The organism is Pseudactinotalea sp. HY158 (assembly GCF_009660225.1).
Taxonomy (GTDB): Bacteria; Actinomycetota; Actinomycetes; order Actinomycetales; family Beutenbergiaceae; genus HY158.
Genome location: NZ_CP045920.1, coordinates 1553859 through 1574314, shown reverse-complemented (window position 1 = coordinate 1574314; position 20456 = coordinate 1553859). Strand labels below are relative to the sequence as shown.

General features: G+C 73.6%; 14 protein-coding genes and 2 pseudogenes. 4 read left to right on the top strand and 12 right to left on the bottom strand.

Annotated features, from left to right (window positions below; translation table 11 throughout):
- Nucleotides 1-12: 12 nt before the first annotated feature.
- Together sepH and GCE65_RS07000 are read left to right on the top strand one after the other, a co-directional pair.
- On the top strand, nt 13-1110 hold the full coding sequence (sepH, locus tag GCE65_RS07005; protein ID WP_153877878.1) for a septation protein SepH: 1098 nt from the start codon (nt 13-15) through the stop codon (nt 1108-1110).
- Nucleotides 1111-1113: 3 nt separating this feature from the next.
- Complete coding sequence (locus GCE65_RS07000; RefSeq protein WP_153877877.1) at nt 1114-1701, top strand: thymidine kinase; 588 nt, start codon at nt 1114-1116, stop codon at nt 1699-1701.
- A 3-nt stretch (nt 1702-1704) separates the two neighbouring features.
- Here the strand turns inward: GCE65_RS07000 and GCE65_RS06995 are convergent, their stop codons facing one another.
- The 4 genes and pseudogenes from GCE65_RS06995 to GCE65_RS16570 all read right to left on the bottom strand — a co-directional run.
- The gene (locus GCE65_RS06995; RefSeq protein ID WP_153877876.1) at nt 1705-2838 is read right to left on the bottom strand and encodes an alkaline phosphatase family protein; all 1134 of its coding nucleotides are present in this window, start codon (nt 2836-2838) and stop codon (nt 1705-1707) included.
- A complete protein-coding gene (locus tag GCE65_RS06990) occupies nt 2835-3422 on the bottom strand; it encodes a DUF5998 family protein (RefSeq protein ID WP_153877875.1) in 588 nt (195 codons plus the stop codon). Before GCE65_RS06990 ends, GCE65_RS06995 begins: the two co-directional genes overlap by 4 nt.
- A 14-nt stretch (nt 3423-3436) precedes the next feature.
- Complete coding sequence (locus GCE65_RS16575; protein WP_228760156.1) at nt 3437-5311, bottom strand: acetate--CoA ligase family protein; 1875 nt, start codon at nt 5309-5311, stop codon at nt 3437-3439.
- Between the two features lie 386 nt (nt 5312-5697).
- Nucleotides 5698-6039 (bottom strand): annotated as a pseudogene (locus GCE65_RS16570) (N-acetyltransferase family protein); the annotation flags it as partial.
- Nucleotides 6040-6218: 179 nt separating this feature from the next.
- Between GCE65_RS16570 and GCE65_RS06975 the strand changes: the two are divergent.
- Complete coding sequence (locus tag GCE65_RS06975; protein WP_153877872.1) at nt 6219-8741, top strand: DNA topoisomerase (ATP-hydrolyzing) subunit A; 2523 nt, start codon at nt 6219-6221, stop codon at nt 8739-8741.
- Between the two features lie 43 nt (nt 8742-8784).
- Here GCE65_RS06975 and GCE65_RS06970 read toward each other — a convergent pair whose 3' ends face one another.
- A complete protein-coding gene (locus tag GCE65_RS06970) occupies nt 8785-9825 on the bottom strand; it encodes a GNAT family N-acetyltransferase (protein WP_152818208.1) in 1041 nt (346 codons plus the stop codon).
- A gap of 135 nt (nt 9826-9960) precedes the next feature.
- Nucleotides 9961-12096, bottom strand: a complete 2136-nt coding sequence (locus GCE65_RS06965; RefSeq protein WP_153877871.1) for a type IIA DNA topoisomerase subunit B — start codon at nt 12094-12096, stop codon at nt 9961-9963.
- A 141-nt stretch (nt 12097-12237) separates the two neighbouring features.
- Between GCE65_RS06965 and GCE65_RS06960 the strand changes: the two genes are divergently transcribed.
- On the top strand, nt 12238-12462 hold the full coding sequence (locus tag GCE65_RS06960) for a hypothetical protein (protein WP_153877870.1): 225 nt from the start codon (nt 12238-12240) through the stop codon (nt 12460-12462).
- A 126-nt stretch (nt 12463-12588) separates the two neighbouring features.
- Here GCE65_RS06960 and GCE65_RS06955 read toward each other — a convergent pair whose 3' ends face one another.
- From GCE65_RS06955 to GCE65_RS06925, 6 genes and pseudogenes are all read right to left on the bottom strand, one after another.
- Complete coding sequence (locus tag GCE65_RS06955) at nt 12589-14178, bottom strand: RNA polymerase sigma factor (protein ID WP_153877869.1); 1590 nt, start codon at nt 14176-14178, stop codon at nt 12589-12591.
- Between the two features lie 144 nt (nt 14179-14322).
- A complete protein-coding gene (gene gcvP, locus GCE65_RS06950; protein ID WP_153877868.1) occupies nt 14323-17247 on the bottom strand; it encodes an aminomethyl-transferring glycine dehydrogenase in 2925 nt (974 codons plus the stop codon).
- The gene (gcvH, locus tag GCE65_RS06945) at nt 17244-17615 is read right to left on the bottom strand and encodes a glycine cleavage system protein GcvH (protein ID WP_152818210.1); all 372 of its coding nucleotides are present in this window, start codon (nt 17613-17615) and stop codon (nt 17244-17246) included. The genes gcvP and gcvH overlap by 4 nt, the downstream gene beginning before the upstream one ends.
- A gap of 72 nt (nt 17616-17687) precedes the next feature.
- Nucleotides 17688-18824 carry a glycine cleavage system aminomethyltransferase GcvT gene (gene gcvT, locus GCE65_RS06940; RefSeq protein WP_228760155.1) on the bottom strand — a complete coding sequence of 379 codons (1137 nt, stop codon included), beginning with the start codon at nt 18822-18824 and terminating at the stop codon, nt 17688-17690.
- A gap of 13 nt (nt 18825-18837) precedes the next feature.
- On the bottom strand, nt 18838-19218 hold the full coding sequence (locus GCE65_RS06935) for a universal stress protein (protein ID WP_152818211.1): 381 nt from the start codon (nt 19216-19218) through the stop codon (nt 18838-18840).
- Nucleotides 19219-19267: 49 nt separating this feature from the next.
- Nucleotides 19268-20373 (bottom strand): annotated as a pseudogene (locus GCE65_RS06925) (DUF4192 domain-containing protein).
- Nucleotides 20374-20456: the final 83 nt, after the last annotated feature.

Sequence of the window (20456 nt, the reverse complement as noted above, 5' to 3'; positions counted from 1 at the left end):
GGGTTGGCACTGATGATCGAACTTGAGCTGGTCGGAATCCACAACGACGGCGAGACCGTGGTCCTCATCGACGCCACGGGCAGCCGATACCGACTGGTCATCGACGACGCCCTGCGGGCCGCGGTCCGGCGGGACCGGCCCCAGCTCGAGCAGCTGCGGTCGGTGCACATGCGTCCGCGGGAGATCCAGGTGCTCATCCGGGCCGGCGCGACCGCGGCCGAGGTCGCGGACCAGGGCGGACTGCCGATCGAGCAGGTGCGCAGGTACGAGGGGCCCGTGCTCGCCGAACGCGCCCACGTCGCGAACCGCTCCCAGGCGCTGCTCGTCGGCCGTGAGACGGGCGCCCCGACCCTCGGCGATCTCGTGGTCGACCGGCTCGCCGCCCGCGGCATCGCCCAGGTCGAGTGGGACGCCCGCCGCCGCGACAGCGACCCGTGGGAGGTCGTGGCCAGCTACGAGGACGGCGACGTGACCCAGCAGGCCGCGTGGCAGGTCGACCTCGCCGCCCAGTCCTTCCGCGCGCTCGACGAGGCCGCCCGGCTCCTCTCGGAGATCGACCTCGCGGCGGCGCCGCGCCGCCACCTGAGCGCGGTGCCCGCGGCCCGGGTCTACGACGTCGAGCACGACGGCGATATCCAGCCCGTGCTGCGCACGATCGACGACGACCTCAACCACGGCCACCCGGAGGAGCTCGAGTCCGGGGCGCGGCCGGAGCCCGCGGCCGACACCGAGGCGATCCTCGCCGAGCTCGCCGCGGCGCGCGGGGTGCGCCAGCAGCTGAGCGCGCCCGATCACGAGGAGCCGACGCTCTGGGACGACGTCTCCCGGCCCGGCCGGGAGACCACCGGTTCCGCCTCGACCTCCTCGGCGGACGGGCCGCCCGGGTCGGAGGCGGCACCGGCCGAGGGCGCTGATGGCGCCGGCGGCACCGGGGGGACCGGCGGCGGGCCGGACCGGACGGACGGCCCGGGCGAGGTCGTCGCGCTGCCGCGCCCCGAATCCGCGCCGACACCCGACCCCGAGCCGGCACCGGCCAAGCGACGCAGCCGCAGCCGGCGCACGTCCGTGCCGAGCTGGGACGAGATCGTGTTCGGGGCGAAGAACGACTGAGCCGTGGCCAAACTGTATTTCCGCTACGGGGCGATGAACTCGGGCAAGTCGACCGCGCTCCTGCAGGCGGCGTTCAACTATGAGGAACGCGGGCAGCGGGTGCTGCTCGCCAAGCCGGCCACCGACACGAAGGGGTCGGGGGCGATCGTCTCCCGGCTCGGCGTCACCCGCGAGACCGACCTCCAGATCGGAGCCGGCGAGTCGCTTTCGGAGGCGTTCGAGGCGGCCCGCGGTGCGACGCCCGTCGCCTGCCTGCTCGTGGACGAGGCCCAGTTCCTCACCGCCGCGCAGGTCGACGACCTCTTCCGGATCTCGGTGCAGCAGGACGTGCCGGTCATGGCCTACGGGCTCCGCACGGACTTCCGCACGAGCAGCTTCCCGGGATCGGCTCGGCTCCTCGAGCTCGCCCACAGCCTCGAGGAGCTCAAGACGATCTGCCGGTGCGGCAAGAAGGCGATCCTCAACGGCCGCAAGGCGGGCGAACGGTTCGTGTTCGAGGGCGACCAGGTGGCCATCGACGGTCGCGAGACCACCTACGAGTCGCTGTGCGGGCGCTGCTACCTCACCGAGTCCGCGGGCCGGTTCGGCTGAGCCTCACGCGAGGGTGAGGCCGACCGGGATCCCCCGCTCCTGCTCGCCGATCGACCCGTGCATGCCCACGAGCGACCGGCTCGCCTCGGACTGGCTGCGTGAGTCCACGAGGCAGACGTCCCCGTGCGCGGCCGCGATCACGTCGCCCAGCGCCGGCTCGTGCCGCGGGTCGACCTCACCGAACCAGTCCGCCGCGATCGCCTCGGCGCGCGTGAGAACGGTGGCCCGGTCGCCGAGCTCGCCGCGCCATCGGGAGGCGACCCCCGCGGCGTCGGCGGCATAGGCGTGCACGAACCGGGGCTCCCCGGCGACGAGCTCGACCCTCTGCCAGAGGGCGGCCCGGGCGGAGATGTCGATCCGCGCCGGCCCGCCGAAGACCTCGGAGGACCCGAGCGGGATGTCGACCATGCCGTGATCCGCGGTGACCACGAGGGCGGTGTCCGCCGGCAGGGAGGCGGCCAGCCGCGCGAGCTCGGCGTCGACCCGTCCCAGTTCGGCCGACCATTCACGTCCGCCCCATCCGAGCGAGTGCCCGATGGCATCGATCTCGGACCAGTACAGGTACACGAGGGAGACGTCCGGCTCCCGGAGCACCTCGAGGGTCCGGTCGACCCGGTCCGCGAGGGTCTCGGCCGCCTCGTACTCCGCGCCCCGCAACGCGGCCGTCGTGAGCGGGGAGCCCTCGAACTTCCACGGCCCCACGCTCACGCTCACGGCACCGTCGGCGTCGAGACGTTCGAACACGGTCGGCACCCGCTGCCACCGGCGCGGATCCGGCCCGCCCGCCCACGAGACGAGGTTCATACCCCGGCCCGTGGCCGGATTGCGCACGGAATAGCCGAGCATCCCGGTGCGGCCCGGCAGCGCGCCGGTGCCCAGATAGGCGAGGTTCGCCGCGGTCGTGCTCGGGATCGCGGACTCGGCGCGCACGAGCCGGTCCATCCCGCCGCTGAGGAACGGGGCGGCGTCGGCGCGCGCGTGCAGGTTCGCCCAGCCGAGGCCGTCGACGAGCACGACGCAGTAGGCGCGCGCGGCGGGCAGGCCGAGACGTCCGGCCGCGGCCACGCCGTCCGGCAGCAGGCCCGTGGCGGCGCCGGCCGCGCCCAGCAGGACGTCGCCGAGGGCCGGACGGCTCACGCGTGCTTGACGGTCGCGGCGGAGAGCGCCCGGGCGAACTCGGCGGCGGCGGTCATCGCCCGGTCCCCCTCGGCGGCCGCGGAGACCCGCACGACGAGGTCGTCCGGCACCGACGTGCCGGTGTAACCGTGATCGGCGTCGCAGTCGGGGTCGGCGCACGTGGCCGGCTCGAGGTCGATCCGCTCGATCGCCCCCCACGCGATCGCGAGCGTCAGCTCGGTCGGGCTCTGCCCGGAGATGTAGTTCGCGGGGTCGGCGATGCCGTGGGTGAGGCCGACCGAGCGGATCTCGCGCAGCGCCACGGCCTCGGTGGAGGCCGCCGCCATCGACTCCTCGTCGGGGTGCTCGGGCGGCAGGTCGTCCACGTGGGCGACGATGAGTCGGGTGGGGCTGAGCACGAGCACCGTGACGTGCCGGCGGACCTCGGTCCGGTCGAAGATGGTCTCGACGTGGACGAGATGACTGACGACCGGCTCCACATCGAGGGCGACCCCGAGGATGTCGGCGACGACATCGGGATAGTAGCCGGCACGTTGGATGTCGGATCGCAGGGATTCCAGCTGGTTCGAGCGCGAAGATGCCACGGGTCCAGTCTGCCCTATCCGGGCAGCACCCGGCGGGCGGTATCGCCCCGGCCGGGAAGGGTGAGGTCGACGGTGGCCGAGAGGATGACCGCCTCCCGCTCGGTCACGAGCACCGGGTTGAACTCGACCCGGGCGATCTCGGCGAGCTCCTCCTTGAGTACGCTCGTGCGTGCGATGACGTCGGCCAACGCCGGCACCGCGAGCGCGGGCAGGTCACGGTGCCCGAGCAGCCGGGGCGCCGCGCGCACGGAGGTGATGAGGGAGGAGACGTCCGCCTCGGTCAACGGCGGCACCCGGTAGGACACGTCGCCGAGGAGTTCGACCGCGTCGCCGGCCAGCCCGAAGGAGAGGATCGGCCCGTAGAGGGGATCCTCCTCGGCGCGCAGCACGCACGCGGCCCCGGCCTCGGCCATCGCCTGCACCTCGAAGGCCACCTCCCGCTCGCCGCGGCCGAGCCGGCGCAGCCGGGAGGCCATCACGGCGAACGCGTGGCGGACCTCCCCCGCGGAGGCGAGATCGAGCCGCACCCCGCCGAGGTCGGTGCGGTGCCGCAGCGCCTCGTCCGCCACCTTGAGCGCCACGGGCCAGCCCACCGCCTCGGCCGCCTCGACGGCCTCCTCCTCGGTGCGCGCCACGCGGCTGGCCAGCACGGGCAGCCCGTAGGCCGCGAGCAGCTCCGCGGTCCGCTCCGCGTCGAGACGGCGCAGCTCACCCGGGGGAAGTCCGCTCACCCCGGCCCGGACGAGCCCGAGCGCGCGCCGCCGATCGACGCCGGGCGGGTCGACGCGGGGACTCGGGGCGGCCTCGCGCCGTTCGGCGTAGGCCAGGCCCGCTCGCAGCGCCGCCACGGCGTCGTCGCCCGTGGCGAATCCCGGCACCGACGTGTCGCCGTGCCGCAGCAGCGGATCGAGCCCGCTCAGGCCGTGCACCCGGGCGAGCACGAGCCGGCCGGTCCGGTCGGCGAACTCGGCGATGGCGGGCGCGATCCGCTCGGCGTCGTCGTCGAGGAACGGGCCGTAGCCCACGAGCGCGCAGTCCCAGTCGTCGCGGCCGGCCAGCCCGGCGAGCACGCGCCGGTAGTCGTCGGCGGCGGCGACGGGATTGAGAGTCGCCACCCCGGGCACCGGGCGGGCCCCGATCGAGCCGAGCAGCTCGGCCAGGATCGCGGTCTGGGTGCCGGAGTTGGTCACGACCGCGACCCGCGGGCCGCGCGGCAGCGGCTGGGTGGAGAACATCATCGCCCAGTCGAGCTGCTGGTCGACCGAGTCGGCCAGCAGCACCCCGGCCTGATTCATCAGCTCCTCGAGCGCTCGACGCGGGGTCCGGGTCGTGCGCACCGGGTGGCCGGGCGGGCGCACCTGCCCGGAGCGGCCCGCGACCCGCACGATGACCGGACGGTCCTGGGCGAGCCGACGGGCGACCCGGGAGAACTTGCGCGGATTGCCCATGGACTCGAGGTGGACGCAGGCGACCGCGGTGCGGGGGTCCGCGGTCCAGAACTGCATCGTGTCGTTGCCCGAGACGTCCGCGCGGTGACCGGCCGAGAGCACGGTCGAGAGGGTGAGCCGGCGCCGGCCCGCGCCGTCGAGCAGGGAGCGGGTGGCGTGCGCGCTCTGGCAGAAGAGGCCGATGCCCGAGGCGCCCGGAGCGCCCGGGCGAGCGACGTCGTCCATGATCCCGGGATAGAGCAGCGCGGGCAGGGCGCCGGACTCGCCCCGGGCGAGCACGCCGACGGACCGTGGCCCGACGAGCCGGATGCCCGACCGTCGCAGCAGCCGCAGGAGGTCCGTCTGCGGGGTGCCCTCGCCCCCGGCCGTGGCGAAGCCGCCGGTGAGCACGAGCAGCGCGCCGGTGTCGAGCCGGGCCAGGTGCGGCACGATCCGCAGCACCTCCGGTGCGGGCGCCCGACGACCGCGAGGTCGAAGGGACCCGCGAGCGCGGCGAGGTCGGCCTCGGTGGCCGTGTGGACCAGGCGACCCGTGAAGCCGCCGGGGCGGGCCGCCGCCCCGGCGACGTGCTCCCACACGCGGCCGGCGAGCGCAGCCCCCTCCTGCCCGGAGCCGTGGACGAGGACGCTCGTGGCCGCGAGGATCCGCCGCATGCTCAGCGATTCGGCGCGGCGTTCGCGCTCGGCGAGCACCTCCATCGACCGGTCGGTCGAGTGGATCGTGAAGGAAACCGTGACGATCCCGTCGTCGAACCGCTTGCGCACGTCGTAGCCCGCGTCGGAGAACACGCGGATCATCCGGGTGTTCGCGGGCAGGACGTCGGCGACGAAGCGGCCGATGCCGCGCTCCCGGCCGGCGGCGGCGAGGTGTTCGAGCAGCACGGAGCCGACCCCGCGGCCCTGGGCCCGGTCGGAGACGTTGAAGGCGACCTCGGCGTCGTCGGTGTCGTCGATGCGGTCGTAGCGGCCCACGGCCAGGATCTCGTCGCCGGCCACGAGCACGAGTGCGACCCGGTCCCGGTGGTCGACGCGGGTGAACCGGGCCAGGTCCCGCTGCGTCAGGCGTGCGAGCGGCGCGAAGAATCGCAGGTAGACCGATTCCGGGGACTGGGCGAGGTGGAAGCGCTGCAGCGCGTCGGCATCGGTGGGTCGGATCGGCCGGATCCGCATCGTGGAGCCGTCGCGCAGCACGACGTCCGCCTCCCAGTGGCCGGGATACTCGGGGGGCTCGGGATCATCCGAGGCTGCCGGTGCCGGAACGGTGGGGCTCATACCCTCGATGGTACTGAGCGCCCCGCCGGGCCGGGACGGTGGCGCGCACCGCGGGGCGGATCAGGGAGAATGGGGCCATGGCACCACGCTCGACGAGTCCCACTCCACCGACCGGCGACGGTCCGGCGACCGCGGAGCGGATCCTCGACACCGACGTGTCCACCGAGATGCAGGACTCGTTCCTCGAGTACGCGTACTCGGTCATCTACTCGCGCGCGCTGCCGGACGCCCGCGACGGCCTCAAGCCCGTGCAGCGGCGCATCCTCTACCAGATGGCCGAGATGGGGCTGCGGCCCGAGAAGGGGCACGTCAAGTCCTCCCGCGTCGTCGGCGAGGTCATGGGCAAGCTCCACCCGCACGGGGACACGGCGATCTACGACGCGCTCGTGCGGATGGCGCAGGACTTCTCGCTGCGGCTCCCGCTCGTCGACGGTCACGGCAACTTCGGCTCCCTCGACGACGGCCCCGCCGCCCCGCGGTACACGGAGGCCCGGCTCGCCCCGGCCGCGATCGTCATGACCGCGGACCTCGACTGCGACGTCGTCGACTTCGTTCCCAACTACGACAACCAGCTGACACAGCCGGAGGTGCTGCCCTCGGCGCTGCCGAACCTGCTCGTCAACGGCGCCTCCGGGATCGCGGTCGGGATGGCCACGAACATGGCCCCGCACAACCTCGTCGAGGTGATCGCGGCGGCCCGCCACCTCATCGCCCATCCCGACGCGACCCTGGAGGACCTCATCCGGTTCGTGCCGGGCCCGGACCTGCCCGGGGGCGGCCGGATCGTCGGCCTCGAGGGCATCCGGGACGCCTACGCCACGGGTCGGGGCAGCTTCCGCACCCGGGCCACCACCCGGATCGAGAACGTCACGGCCCGCCGCAAGGCGATCATCGTGACCGAGCTGCCCTATCTCATCGGCCCGGAGCGGGTGATCGAGAAGCTCAAGTCGGCGGTGCAGGCGAAGAAGGTCGTGGGCGTGTCCGGGGTGAACGACCTGACGGACCGCAAGCACGGGCTGCGCCTCGAGATCGAGATCAAGACCGGGTTCAATCCCGAGGCCGTGCTCGAGAACCTCTACCGGCACACCCCGCTCGAGGACTCCTTCGGGATGAACAACGTCGCGCTCGTGGACGGCCGGCCGCGCACCCTGGGCCTGCGGGACCTGCTGCAGGTGTACGTGGATCACCGGATCGACGTCGTGGAGCGGCGCACCCGGTACCTGCTCGCGCGCAGGCAGGAGCGCCTCCACCTGATCGAGGGGCTGCTCGTCGCGATCGCCGACATCGACGAGGTCATCTCCGTCATCCGCTCGAGCGACGACGCCGCCGCCGCCCGGGACCGGCTCATGCTCGTGTTCGACCTGTCGGAGCCGCAGGCGGACTACATCCTCGCCCTGCGGCTGCGGCGGCTGACGAAGTTCTCCCGGATCGAGCTGGAGACCGAGCGGGACGAGCTGACCGCGGAGATCGCCCGCCTCGAGGCGATCCTCGCCGACGACGCGGTGCTTCGGGACGTGGTCTCGAGCGAGCTGGCCCGGGTCGCGGCGGAGCACGGCACGCAGCGCCGCACCGTGCTGCTCGAGTCGGCCGCCGCCCGGCCCGCGGCCTCCGCCGCCGCGCCCCTGGAGATCCCGGACGCCCCCTGCTGGGTGCTGCTGTCGAGCACCGGGCTGCTCGCCCGCACCTCGGATGCGGACCGGCCCGCCCGGGCGGGCCGGCGCAGCGCCCACGACGCCCTCGGCTCGCTCGTGCCCGCGACCGCGCGCGGCCAGATCGGCGCGGTCACCTCGGCCGGCCGGCTCGTCAAGGTCTCCGTGCTGGAGATCCCCGCCCTGCCGCCCACCGACGGCCCACCCGGCCTCTCGGGCGGCCTCGCGATCGACGAGCTCGTCCCCCTCGCCGGGGGCGAGCGGGTCGTCGGGCTCGCCGAACTCACCGGACCGAGCGAACCCGCCGGACCCGGCGGACCCGGCGAACCCGGCGGACCCGGCGGACCCGGCGAGCCGGCGACCGGCCCCGGGGTGCTCACGGTGGCCACGGCCGCCGGCGTGGTCAAGCGGGTCGTCGCCGACTGGCCCGCCCGCGCGGAGGACTGGGAGGTCATCGGCCTCAAGGACGGCGACGAGGTGGTCGGGGTCGGCGTGGCCCGCGACGACGACCGGCTCGTGTTCGTGACCTCCGATGCCCAACTGCTCCACTTCGCCGCCGGGGACGTGCGCCCGCAGGGTCGCCAGGCGGGTGGGATGGCCGGAATCCGGCTGCGCCCGGACGTCCGGGTGCTGTTCTTCGGCGTCGTGCCCGCGCACGACCGGGCCGAGGTCGTCACCGTCGCCGGCTCGGCCGGTGCGCTGCCGGGCACGGTGACCGGGAGCGCGAAGGTCACCCCGTTCGAGCTCTACCCCGGCAAGGGCCGCGGCACCGCCGGGGTGCGGGCACACCGGTTCCTGCGGGGCGAGGACGAGCTCTACGCGGCGGCGGTCGTGCCCGCGCCCGCTCGCGCCGTGGCCGCCGCCGGTCAGCCGGTCGAGCTGCCCGAACCCGATGAGCGCCGCGACGGCTCCGGCGCCCCGCTCGAGGTGCCGATCGCCGGCATCGGCTGAGCCCGGGGCTCGTCCGGGGCGTCCCCGGGCCTGCCCGCGCCGCTCAGAACTCGATGCTGTACATGGTCGAGGAGTGGATGGCCTGGAAGTCGAGGGCGGCGAAGAGGCCGTAGTTGGGATCGGGCTGGGCCGTGTCGAGGCCGACCGAGGCGAAGTCGATGCCCGCCGCGGCGTAGGCGCGCATCGCGCGCACGACCAGCGCCGTCGCGATCTGCCGGTTGCGCCAGTCGGGGCGCACCCCGAGCATGTCGATGTACCCCTCGGACCAACCCTGGCAGATCCAGTCCTGTTCGTACCGGCCCGAGAGCAGGTATCCGACGACCTGGGCCCGGTCGCTCGTGCGGTCGAGCACGAGGAAGCTCCACTCGGGCGCGAAGAAGGCGCGTTCGGCGTGCCACCGTTCGGCGCTCATCGGCTCCGAGGCCCAGTGCGCGGAGAAGGATTCGTTGTGCGCCTGGCGCACCTGCTCGTCGAGGTCGGCCGTCCACGGCACGGTCTCGAGGTTGCGGGCGAGGTCGATCTGCGGCAACGGCGCCGCGAGGTCGCGCTGCAGGTCGAAGTACCAGCGACGCGCCTCGAAGCCGCGCTCGAGCAGCATCGGGGCGGCGTCCGGGGTCGTCTCCTCGACGTTCGCGACGATCCGCGCCCGCACAGGGCGGTCCACCCCGGCCAGCAGCTGCCGGGCGCGGCCCAGTTCCCACTCGAGCAGCGCCGTGCCGACCCCGCTGCGGCGATACTGGGGATGGACCCCGCCGTCGAGGAAGACCCGGGCGGACTGCTCGTCGTCCGGGGCGTACCGAACGAGGCCGAACGCCCGCATCTGCCCGGCATGGTCGTAGCCGCCGAGCACGTTGAGGGCGGAGTCCGGGCCCTGCTCGCCGACGCGGTCGCTCGTCTCCTCGAGCGAGGAGCGATAGGGCAGCCGGTCCCAGTCCTCGAGCGCCTCGACGAGGGCGTGCAGCGCCGCGGCGTCGTCGGGTCCGATCCCCCGCCAGGTCAACCCCCACTGGGAGCCGGGAACCGCGAGCTCGGCGGGCGCCTGGGCGCGCACGCTGAGCGGAGCGAGCGGTTCAGCTGGGGTCATGGCTTCCTTGTGGGTCGACGCGGGCGATCCGGGCTGCCGGTCGCTCGGGCGGCGGTCGTTCCTGGCAGCGTACGCATGGTCCGCGGCGGGAGCAAAACCGGTCCGGGCCGGTCGGGCCGGTCGGACCGGTCCGCTTCAGGCATCGATCCGCTGCCGGTCGAGGGCGGCGGCGCCGGCGATGAGGAAGTCCTTGCGGGGCGCCACGTCGTTGCCCATGAGCAGCTCGAACACGCGCTCCGCCTCGCGCAGTGCCGCCTCGTCGGCCATGGTGATCTTGCGCAGGGTCCGGTGCTGGGGATCCATCGTGGTCTCGGCGAGCTGCTCGGCGTCCATCTCCCCCAGCCCCTTATAGCGCTGGATGGGCTCCTTGTAGCGACGGCCGGACCGCTCGAGCCTCGTCAGGTGCCGGTGCAGCTCCGCCTCCGAGTAGGTGTAGACGACCTCGGCCTTCGACCGGCCGTGGGCGATCGTCTCGATCCGGTGCAGCGGCGGCACGGCGGCGAAGACCCGCCCCGCCTCGACCAGGGGACGCATGTACCGGAAGAACAGGGTGAGCAGGAGGGTGCGGATGTGCGCGCCGTCGACGTCGGCGTCGGTCATGAGCACGACCTTGCCGTAGCGCACCGCGTCGAGGTCGAAGGTGCGCCCCGATCCGGCCCCGAGCACCTGGATGATCGAGGCGCATTCGGCGTTCTTGAGCATGTCGGCCAGCGAGGCCTTCTGCACGTTGAGGATCTTGCCCCGGATGGGCAGGAGCGCCTGGAACTGCGAGGAGCGGGCGTGCTTGGCGGTGCCGAGCGCCGAGTCGCCCTCGACGATGAACAGCTCGGAGGAGTCCACGTCGTTCGTGCGGCAGTCGGCGAGCTTGGCGGGCAGGGTCGAGTTCTCGAGCGCGTTCTTGCGGCGCGAGATCTCCTTGTGGGTGCGGGCCGCGATCCGGGCGCGCATCTCCCCGACGACCTTCTCGAGCACGAGCGCGGCCTGGGACTTCTCGTGGCGGGCGCTCGAGGTGAGGATCCGGGTGAGCTCCTGCTCGACCACCTTGGCCACGATCGGGCGCACCGGCGCGGTGCCGAGCACCTCCTTCGTCTGCCCCTCGAACTGCGGCTCGGGCACCTGCACGGTGACGACGGCGGTGAGCCCGGCGAGCACGTCGTCCTTCTCGATGCGCTCCTTCGTGTCCTTCGCGGTGAGCTTGAGCTTGCGGGAGTTCGCGTCGATCTGCTTGCGCAGCACCTTGAGCACGGCCTGCTCGAACCCGGTCACGTGGGTCCCGCCCTTGGGCGTGGCGATGATGTTGACGAACGCGCGGGCCTCGGTCTCGTACCCGGTACCCCAGCGCAGGGCGACGTCGACCTCACACGTGCGTTCGACGTCCTTGGGCCGGAGCCGGCCCTGCGCGTCGAGCGCCTGCACGGTCTCGGTGAACGTGCCCGAGCCCCGCAGCCGCCACGCGTCGCTCACGGGCGGATCGGTGGCGAGGAAGTCGACGAAGTCGACCACGCCGCCCTCGTGCAGGAAGACCTCCTCGACGGGCCCGTCCGCACCCGGCGTGCCGGCCAGGCGCCGCTCGTCGCGGACCGTCAACTGCAGCCCGGGCACGAGGAAGGAGGTCTGGCGGGCGCGGGTGACGAGTTCGTCGTAGGAGAACGCGGCACTCTCGGGGAAGATCTGCCGGTCCGCCCAGTAGCGCACGCGGGTGCCGGTGCGCTTGCGGGGCACCTTCCCGGCGACGGTCAGCTGCGAGACCGTGGTGAACGCCTCGAACGGGGCGTCCGGGGAGGGGGCGCCCGCATCTGTGAACACGCCCGGTTCGCCCCGGTGGAACGACATCGCGTGGGTCAGCCCGCCCCGGTCGATCTCGACGTCGAGCCGGCTCGAGAGCGCGTTGACCACCGAGGCGCCGACGCCGTGCAGCCCGCCGGAGGCGGCGTAGGAGCCCCCGCCGAACTTCCCGCCGGCATGCAGCTTGGTGAACACCACCTCGACGCCCGACAGCCCCGCCGAGGCCACGGTGTCGACCGGGATGCCGCGGCCGGTGTCGCGCACCTCGACCGAGGAGTCCGGGTGGAGCACGATCGTGATCTCGGTGCCGTGCCCCTCGAGCGCCTCGTCGACGGAGTTGTCGATGATCTCCCACAGGCAGTGCATGAGCCCGCGTGAATCGGTCGAGCCGATGTACATGCCGGGCCGCTTGCGGACGGCTTCGAGGCCCTCCAGGACGGACAGGTGGCGGGCGGTGTAACTGGACGGGCTGGACGTGGTCGACACGCCCTCATCGTACGGGCAGGATCGCCCGGATTCCGGCTACGCCACTCGCCACCCTCCCGGACGACGCCCGCCGGGTACGCGGGTAGCGAAACCGGAGGGCTCGGGGGAGGAAAATCGGCGCCCGGATGGTTTGATGCTGATGTGACTACTACTGCTTCCCCGGACCTGACCGCATCGGCCCTGACCGCCGCCGACAGGTGCGACGCCTGCGGCGCCCAGGGCTACGTGCGCGTGCTGATGGACGCCGGCGAGCTGATCTTCTGCGCCCACCACGCCCGCAAGCACGCAGAGACGATCGATCGCGTGGCCACGCACGTCCACGACGAGACCAGCAAGCTGTACGAACCCGAGTCCGCCGAGGCCTGACCGGCCGCCGGCGGGCCCCACGGCCCGGCCGGTACAGCGACGAGAACGGCACAGCGACGAGAACGCCGCCGCCCCGAACGGGGGCGGCGGCGTTCTGCCGTGCCGGGCGATCGGCGTCGCCGGGGATCAGTCGAGGTAGTCGCGCAGGACCTGGGAGCGCGAGGGGTGGCGCAGCTTCGACATGGTCTTCGATTCGATCTGGCGGATCCGCTCGCGGGTGACGCCGTAGACCTTCCCGATCTCGTCGAGGGTCTTCGGCTGGCCGTCGGTCAGGCCGAAGCGCATCTGCACGACGCCCGCCTCGCGTTCGGAGAGCGTGTCGAGCACGGAGTGGAGCTGCTCCTGCAGGAGGGTGAAGGAGACGGCGTCCGCCGGGACGACCGCCTCGGAGTCCTCGATCAGGTCGCCGAACTCGGAGTCGCCGTCCTCCCCGAGCGGGGTGTGCAGGGAGATCGGCTCGCGGCCGTACTTCTGTACCTCGACCACCTTCTCCGGGGTCATGTCGAGTTCCTTGGCGAGTTCCTCGGGCGTGGGTTCGCGGCCGAGATCCTGGAGCATCTGGCGCTGCACCCGGGCGAGCTTGTTGATGACCTCGACCATGTGCACGGGGATGCGGATCGTTCGGGCCTGATCGGCCATGGCACGGGTGATCGCCTGCCGGATCCACCAGGTCGCGTACGTGGAGAACTTGTAGCCCTTGGTGTAGTCGAACTTCTCGACCGCACGGATGAGCCCGAGGTTGCCCTCCTGGATGAGGTCGAGGAAGAGCATGCCCCGGCCGGTGTACCGCTTGGCGAGTGAGACGACGAGACGCAGGTTCGCCTCGAGCAGGTGGTTCTTGGCCCGGCGGCCGTCCTGGGCGATCCACTCGAGTTCGCGGCGGAGCTTGCCCTTGAGCGAGGCCCCCTCCTCGGCGAGCTTCTCGTCGGCGAACAGTCCGGCCTCGATCCGCTTGGCGAGTTCGACCTCCTGCTCGGCGTTGAGGAGCGCCACCTTGCCGATCTGCTTGAGGTAGTCCTTGACCGGATCGGCCGTCGCACCCGCGGTGACGACCTGCTGCGCGGGCGCATCGTCGTCGTCGGCGTCGGAGTAGACGAAGCCGCCCTGGTCGGCCGCGGCGGCCTTGTCCTCCGTGGTGGTCTTCGCGGTCGTCTCCTCCTCGACCTCGTCGGGTGTCTCGGCGTCGTCCCCGGTCGGCTCGACCACCGAGGTCGCGGCCTTCTTACGGGTCGCCGGCGTCTTCTTCGCGGCGGCCTTCTTCGCCGGGGCCTTCTTGGCGGGGGCCTTCGCCGCGGGGGCCTTCGCCGCGGGGGCCTTCGTGCCCTCCGCGTCGGCGGGCTCCGGGTCCGCCTTCGCCGCGGTGGACGCCTTCGGGGCGGCCGCCTTCGCCGGGGCCTTGGCCGCCTTCTTGCCGGCGGCCGGCTGCTGCACCGGCGCGCTCTCCGCGGCGGCGGATCCGGAATCGGTCTTCTTGGTCACCGTGGCATCGGTGCGGCTGCGGGTCTTCGTGGCGGCGACCGCCGTGGCCTGGATGTCGGACACTGTGACACCTGCTTCCTGCATGGCTTTGAGGACGTGCTTGAGGCGGCGAGGCGCGACATCGGCGTCCTCGCACGCGATTCGGAACGAGGCCGCGTCGATGGTTCCTCGGTTGACTCCGCGCGCGAGCGCCTGCTGCAGGGCGGGGTGCGAGAACTCGGACGGAAGTGCGGGCATGGCGGGACGAGACGACAAGGAATACCTTTCGGCGGCCCAGGCTCGGAGAGCCTCGGCGAAGCGATCGATCGGATCGGATGGTGGGCCCGGACTGCTCTCGCAGTCACAACTACCCGTCATTATAATCGCTCGGACGGTACCGGTTTATTCCACCGGCGGGGAGGGCGACCTCACAACGGCCGATTCCGAGACCGGCGGACAGGCGCACACGAGGTTCCGGTCGCCGTGGGCGCCGTCGATTCGCCGCACCGGGGGCCAGTACTTCGCGGCGGGCTCGCCGCCGGGGTAGACGGCGACGTCGCGCGAGTACGGATGCGGCCAGGGCCCGGTGAGCATGCGGGCCGGGTGGGGCGCGTTGACGAGCGGGTTGTCCTCCCGCGGCCACCGCCCCTGCTCCACTCGGTCGATCTCGCTGCGGATCCCGCGCATCGCCGCGACGAATCGGTCGAGTTCGGCCAGGTCCTCCGACTCGGTCGGTTCGACCATGAGCGTGCCCGGTACCGGGAAGCTCATCGTCGGCGCGTGGAATCCGTAGTCGATGAGGCGCTTGGCCACGTCCTCGACCGTGATGCCGCTGCGCCGGGTGAGGTCGCGCAGGTCGAGCACGCATTCGTGCGCGACCCGCCCGCCGGGGCCGCGGTAGAGCACGGGATAGTCCTCGGCGAGTTCCTCTGCGAGGTAGTTCGCCGCCAGCACCGCCGCGCCGGTCGCCCGGCGCAGGCCGTCGACCCCCATGAGCCGCAGATAGGCCCAGCTGATCGGGAGGATGGACGGCGATCCGTCCGGCGCCGCCGCGACGGCGCCGTCCGACCGACCGGCGGCCCCGCGCACGGCGGGCGCGCAGGGGTGGCCGGGCAGGTGCGGCACGAGGTGGGCCGCGGCGACGACCGGGCCGACCCCCGGGCCGCCGCCGCCGTGCGGGATGCAGAACGTCTTGTGCAGGTTGAGGTGGGAGACGTCTCCCCCGCAGGCGGCGAGCGTGGTCACGCCGACGAGGGCGTTGAAGTTGGCCCCGTCGAGGTAGACCTGGCCCCCGGCCTCGTGGACGGCGCGCGTGACGGCGACGATCTCGGGCTCGTACACGCCGTGGGTCGAGGGGTAGGTGATCATGATCGCGGCGATGCGGCCCGCATGCTCGGTGAGCACCCGGTGCAGGTCGCCCCGATCGATGCCCCCGTCGGGGCCGGTCGCGACCACGGCGACCCGGAAGCCCGCGAGCACGGCGGAGGCCGCGTTCGTTCCGTGGGCGCTCGCGGGAACGATGCACACGTCGCGCCGGGGCTCGCGTCCGCCCGCGTGCTCGGCGTGGTATCGCCGGATGGCAAGCAGGCCCGCGAGCTCGCCCTGGGAACCGGCGTTCGGCTGCACGCTCGTGCCGTCGTAGCCGGCGAGCGCCGCGAGCCAGGTCTCGAGATCGTCGATGAGCCGCCGGTAGCCGCGGGCGTCCGCGGCGGGCGCGAAGGGGTGCAGGTCCGCGAAGCCCGGCCGGCTCATCGCCCCCATGAGCTCGGCCGAGTTGAGCTTCATGGTGCACGAGCCGAGTGGGATCATGCCGCGGTCGAGGGCGAGGTCGGCGTCCGCGAGGCGCCGCAGGTAGCGCATGAGCCGGTTCTCGCTGCGGTGCTCGTGGAAGACGGGATGGGTGAGGTAGTCCCGGCCGCGGAGCTGGTCCGGCGGGATGCCGCCGGGCTCCGGGCGGGTGTGCCGCCCGGAGCCCGGCCGGTCCGCCTCGCGGGCGGCGCCCTCGAGCACCGCGGCCACGACCTCGGCGACGATCCCCGGTGTGGTCCGTTCGTCGCAGGAGAGGCGCACCTCGTCGTTCGTGGGCGCCCACACCGTGAGGTTGCGCGCGAGCGCGGCGCGGGCCACCGCCCGCGCGCGGCCCGGCACGTCGAGGGTGAGGGTGTCGAAGAAGGTGTCGTTGCGGGGCGGGAGGCCGGCCGCGGACAGCGCACCGGCGACCGCGCGCGCCCGGTCGTGCACCCGGGCCGCGATCGCGTGCAGGCCGTCCGGGCCGTGGTAGACCGCGAAGGCCGCGGCCATGACGGCGAGGAGGACCTGGGAGGTGCAGATATTGGACGTGGCCCGGTCGCGGCGGATGTGCTGCTCGCGGGTCTGCAGGGCGAGGCGGTACGCGCCGCGGCCGTCCGCATCCCGGCTCACGCCGACGAGCCGGCCCGGCAGTCGGCGCTCGAGCCCGGCGCGGACCGCGAGGTAGGCGGCGTGGGGCCCGCCGTAGCCCATCGGAACACCGAACCGCTGGCTGCTGCCGACCGCGATGTCGGCTCCCCAAGCTTCGGGTGCCTCGATGAGCGTGAGGGCGAGCGGGTCCGTCACGGCGGTGCACAGCGCGCCGGCCTCGTGGGCGGCGTCGGCCCAGGCGCGGCACCGGCTCCGGTCGAGGATCCGGCCGGTGGCGCCGGGCACCGCGAGCAGCACCCCGAAGGCGTCCGGGAGGTGGCCGGGAGGGCTGAGAGAGCCCGCCGGGTCGATCTCCTCGAGCCGGATCCCCAGCGGTGCGGCGCGGGTGGCGAGCACGGCCCGGGTCTGGACGAAGAGGTCGCGGTCGACGTAGAAGGTGTGACCGGCCGGGCTGTGCCGGTGGCTCAGGGTCATGGCCTCGGCCGCGGCCGTCGCCTCGTCGAGCATCGAGGCCCCGGCGATCGCGAGACCGGTGAGGTCGGCGATCATCGTCTGGAAGGTGAGGAGCGCTTCGAGCCGGCCCTGCGAGATCTCGGCCTGGTACGGGGTGTAGGCGCTGTACCAGGCCGGGTTCTCGAGCACCTGGCGCCGGATGACGGCGGGGGTGATCGTGTCGTAGTAGCCCTGGCCGATCATCGAGGTGCGCACCGTGTTCGAATCCGCGAGCGCGTGCAGTTCGGCGACCATGGTCGCCTCGTCGACGGCGGGCGGCAGGCCGTCGACGTGGGCGTGGTGGAGCGCCCCGGGCAGCGCCGTGCGCAGGAGCGAGTCGACGTCGGCGGCTCCGATGCGATCGAGCATGCGCCGCTGCTCCGCCGCGGAGGAACCGATGTGCCGCCCCTCGAAGGCGCCGACGGGCGCGCTCACTCCCGCACGCTCGCGGCGTACGCGGCGGCGTCCATGGTCGGCCCGACGTCGGTCACGGTCACCGTGAACAGCCAGCCCTGCCCGTACGGGTCGGCATCGACCCGCTCGGGGTGCGCCTCCAGGTCGGAATTGACGCCGGACACCGTGCCGCTCACGGGCGAGAACAGGTCGCTCACGCTCTTGGTGGACTCGATCTCGCCGCAGGCCGCGCCCGCGATCACCTCGGTTCCGACCTCGGGCAGGTCGACGTAGACGACGTCGCCGAGCGCCTCGGTCGCGTAGCTCGTGACGCCGACGGTCGCGACGCCGGCTTCGATCCGGACCCATTCGTGTTCGGCCGTGTAGGCCCGGTCGGTGGGGTGGCTCATGCGGTCTCCGTTCGATCCGTTCCTCGATCATCGCTGCGGTCGCACCGTTCTTTCAAGGTCCTTCGAGGTCCGTCACGGCCTGCGGTAGAAGGGGGGCTCCCGGACCCGCATGACCTGCTCCCGGCCACGGACGTCGACCGTGAGCTCGCTGCCCACCGGGACGGGCCGCTCGCAGCGCGCGAATGCGATCGGGTGACCGAGCGTGGGCGAGAGGGCCCCGGACGTGATCCGCCCGATCCGTCTCCCGCCCGCCAGGACGGCGTCGCCGGGCCGCGCCGCGCGACGTCCCTCGCCCGCGAGCGCGACGAGGCTCGTGGTCTCCCCGGCCCGTTCGACGAGTGCCGCTCGGCCGACGAACTCCCGCCCGAGGTCGACGAGGCGCCCGAGGCCGGCGCCGGCGGGGGTGAGGTCCTCGGTCAGCTCGTTGCCGTACAGGGCCATCCCCGCCTCGAGGCGGAGGGAGTCGCGGGCGGCGAGCCCGCACGGAACGAGCCCGAGCGGCTCGCCGGCCGCGAGCAGTCCCTCCCAGATCGCGACGGCGCTCGCCGCGGGCACGGCGAGCTCATAGCCGTCCTCGCCGGTGTAGCCGGTGCGGGCGAGCAGCACCGGCACAGTCGGCCCAGTGGGCGGTCGGGCCACGGCCTGGGCGCATCGGAAGGGTCGCATGGTGAGCGCCTCGGCGGGCACGAGCCCGGCGAGGGCCCGCGCGGCGGCCGGGCCCTGCACGGCGATGAGGGCGCGGTGGCTCGTGCGATCGACGACCGTCGCCCGCAGCCGCCGGGCGGCCGCGGCCAGGCGATCGCCCACGCGCACCCGGTTCGCGGCGTTGCACACGATGAGCAGGTCGTCCGCGGCGAGGCGGTAGACGATGAGGTCGTCGACGATCCCCCCGTCCGGCCCGACCATGATCGTGTAGCGGGCACGGCCGGGCTCCAGGTTCGCGATCCGGGAGACGAACGAGCACTCCCCCAGCCTGGCCGCGTCGGGACCGTGCACCTCGAGCTGGCCCATGTGCGACAGGTCGAACGCGCCGGCCCGGGTGCGCACGGCGGCGTGCTCGGCCAGCTCGGAACCGAACCGCAGCGGCATCTCCCAGCCGGCGAAGCCGGTCATCGTGGCGCCGGCTCGTGCGTGCGCGGCCGCCAGCGGGCTCCTCAGGGCGCTCGCGGGTGGCTCCTCGTCGCCCGCGCGGGGCGGTGGATGGGCCACGGCGGAGTCCCCGTCAGGGCTTGACCGCGAGCACCGGCGTCGGCGAATCGAGCAGGATCCGCTGAGCGTTCGAGCCGAGGATGAGCTTGCCCGTGGGCGAGCGGCGACGCAGCCCGATCACGATGAGGTTCGCGTCGCTCGTCTCGGCCACGCGCAGGAGTTCCTCGGCCAGGTCCTCGCTGCGGACCGGTTCCCGGATGTCGCCGCTCACGCCCGCGTCCGCCAGCGTCGCCCTCGCCTCCGCCGCCGTGGCGGAGACGTCGACCGGTTCCGGTCCCTGGATCGGGTACACGAGGACCACGAGGTCCTCACCGCGGAGCCCGGCCTCGGCGATGCCGCCCCGCAGCGCCGCACGCCCTTCGTTGTTTGCGAGGAATCCGACCACGACAGCCATGAGCACGCTCCCTTGTCTCGATGACCAAACCCTAGCGGTCCGGGCGGTGTCACGGCTGCCGTTCGCCCTCCTCGACGCCGCGGACCCATCCCGGTGGGATCCGCGCGTCCAGCATTCGACGCAGGAGCACGGCCAGCCGATAGCCGGGGTCGACGCGTTCGGCCTCCGCGAGGAGCAGGTCGCAGCGCGCGCCGTCGCCGACCCACCACGCGAGCCAGGCGGTGACGGTCCAGGCGGGCGGGGAGGACTCGACGCTCGAGTGGCGGATCGTGTTCTCGAGGAGGGCCACGGCCCGGTCGATCGGGCCGGACTCGGGCGGCTCCGCAGCACCGAAGGCCGCGTCGACCGCCTCGGGCCGGGCGAGGGCCTCCTCGACGCCGCAGCGGCCGGCGGCGGCGGTCACGACGGCGTCCCGCACGGCCCGGTCGGTCAGTCCGGCGAGCAGGAGGCCGTACCGTGCCGGGCTCGGTTCCGGTGCCCCCTCCGCGAGGGCGTCGTCCCAGGCCCGGGCGCTGCGCCGTCGCCACGCGGAGCGCCGGCCCGCCCCCGACTGCCGCGCGAGTTCCTCGACCCGGGCCGCGCAGGCCCCCTGGGCGCGGGAGGCCGCCGGGGCGCTGTCGGCCCGCACCCGCACGAGGGCGGCGCGGGTGGGGCGACCCCGTGGCCGTGGACGACCATGGCCGCGGCGATCGCGGTCGAGTCGAGTTCGCCCCGCCCGCGGCCGTTCGGCGGGCAGGCCGGGTCGTGGGTGCACTCGAGGCAGTACCAGCGCGCGCCGGAGACGAGGTAGCAGCGGCCGGCCGAGGTGCGCGGGTCGCGCCGCCACGGGGCCAGGACGCGGCGGGCCCGCTCGAGCGTCGCCGGTTCGCCGGCCTCGGCCGGGTCGCAGTAGGCGAGGAGCCAGGCGGCCACGCAGTGCTCGGCGCTCAGGTGACCGGTGATCTCCGAGAGCAGGGTCCGCTCGAGCCGGGGATCGGCCAGGTCCGCCAGATCCATTCGGGCGACGAGGCCGAGGCCGACGCGGTCCGGGCCGTGTCGGCGCACCGAGAGCACGACGAGGGAGTTCTCGGGCCGGAAGCCGAGCCGGTAGGGCACGTAGGCGACGACCTCGGCCGGGTCGTCGAGGTCGAGGGTGTGGACGTCGGTGTCGATCATGGCCCCAGCCGATCACGGCGGCCCCCGGCGGCGTCTCGGCCGGCCCCGAGGCTGTGGATCGGCACGCATCGCGGGTCCGTTGT

Excerpts from the sequence above, each read along its gene's own strand:
- gcvH (WP_152818210.1), bottom strand. The coding sequence starts at position 17,615 with ATGAGCCACCCCACCGACCGGGCCTACACGGCCGAACACGAATGGGTC.
- GCE65_RS06955 (WP_153877869.1), bottom strand. The coding sequence starts at position 14,178 with ATGCCCGCACTTCCGTCCGAGTTCTCGCACCCCGCCCTGCAGCAGGCG.
- sepH (WP_153877878.1), top strand. The coding sequence starts at position 13 with ATGATCGAACTTGAGCTGGTCGGAATCCACAACGACGGCGAGACCGTG.
- GCE65_RS06970 (WP_152818208.1), bottom strand. The coding sequence starts at position 9,825 with ATGACCCCAGCTGAACCGCTCGCTCCGCTCAGCGTGCGCGCCCAGGCG.
- GCE65_RS06935 (WP_152818211.1), bottom strand. The coding sequence starts at position 19,218 with ATGGCTGTCGTGGTCGGATTCCTCGCAAACAACGAAGGGCGTGCGGCG.
- GCE65_RS06975 (WP_153877872.1), top strand. The coding sequence starts at position 6,219 with ATGGCACCACGCTCGACGAGTCCCACTCCACCGACCGGCGACGGTCCG.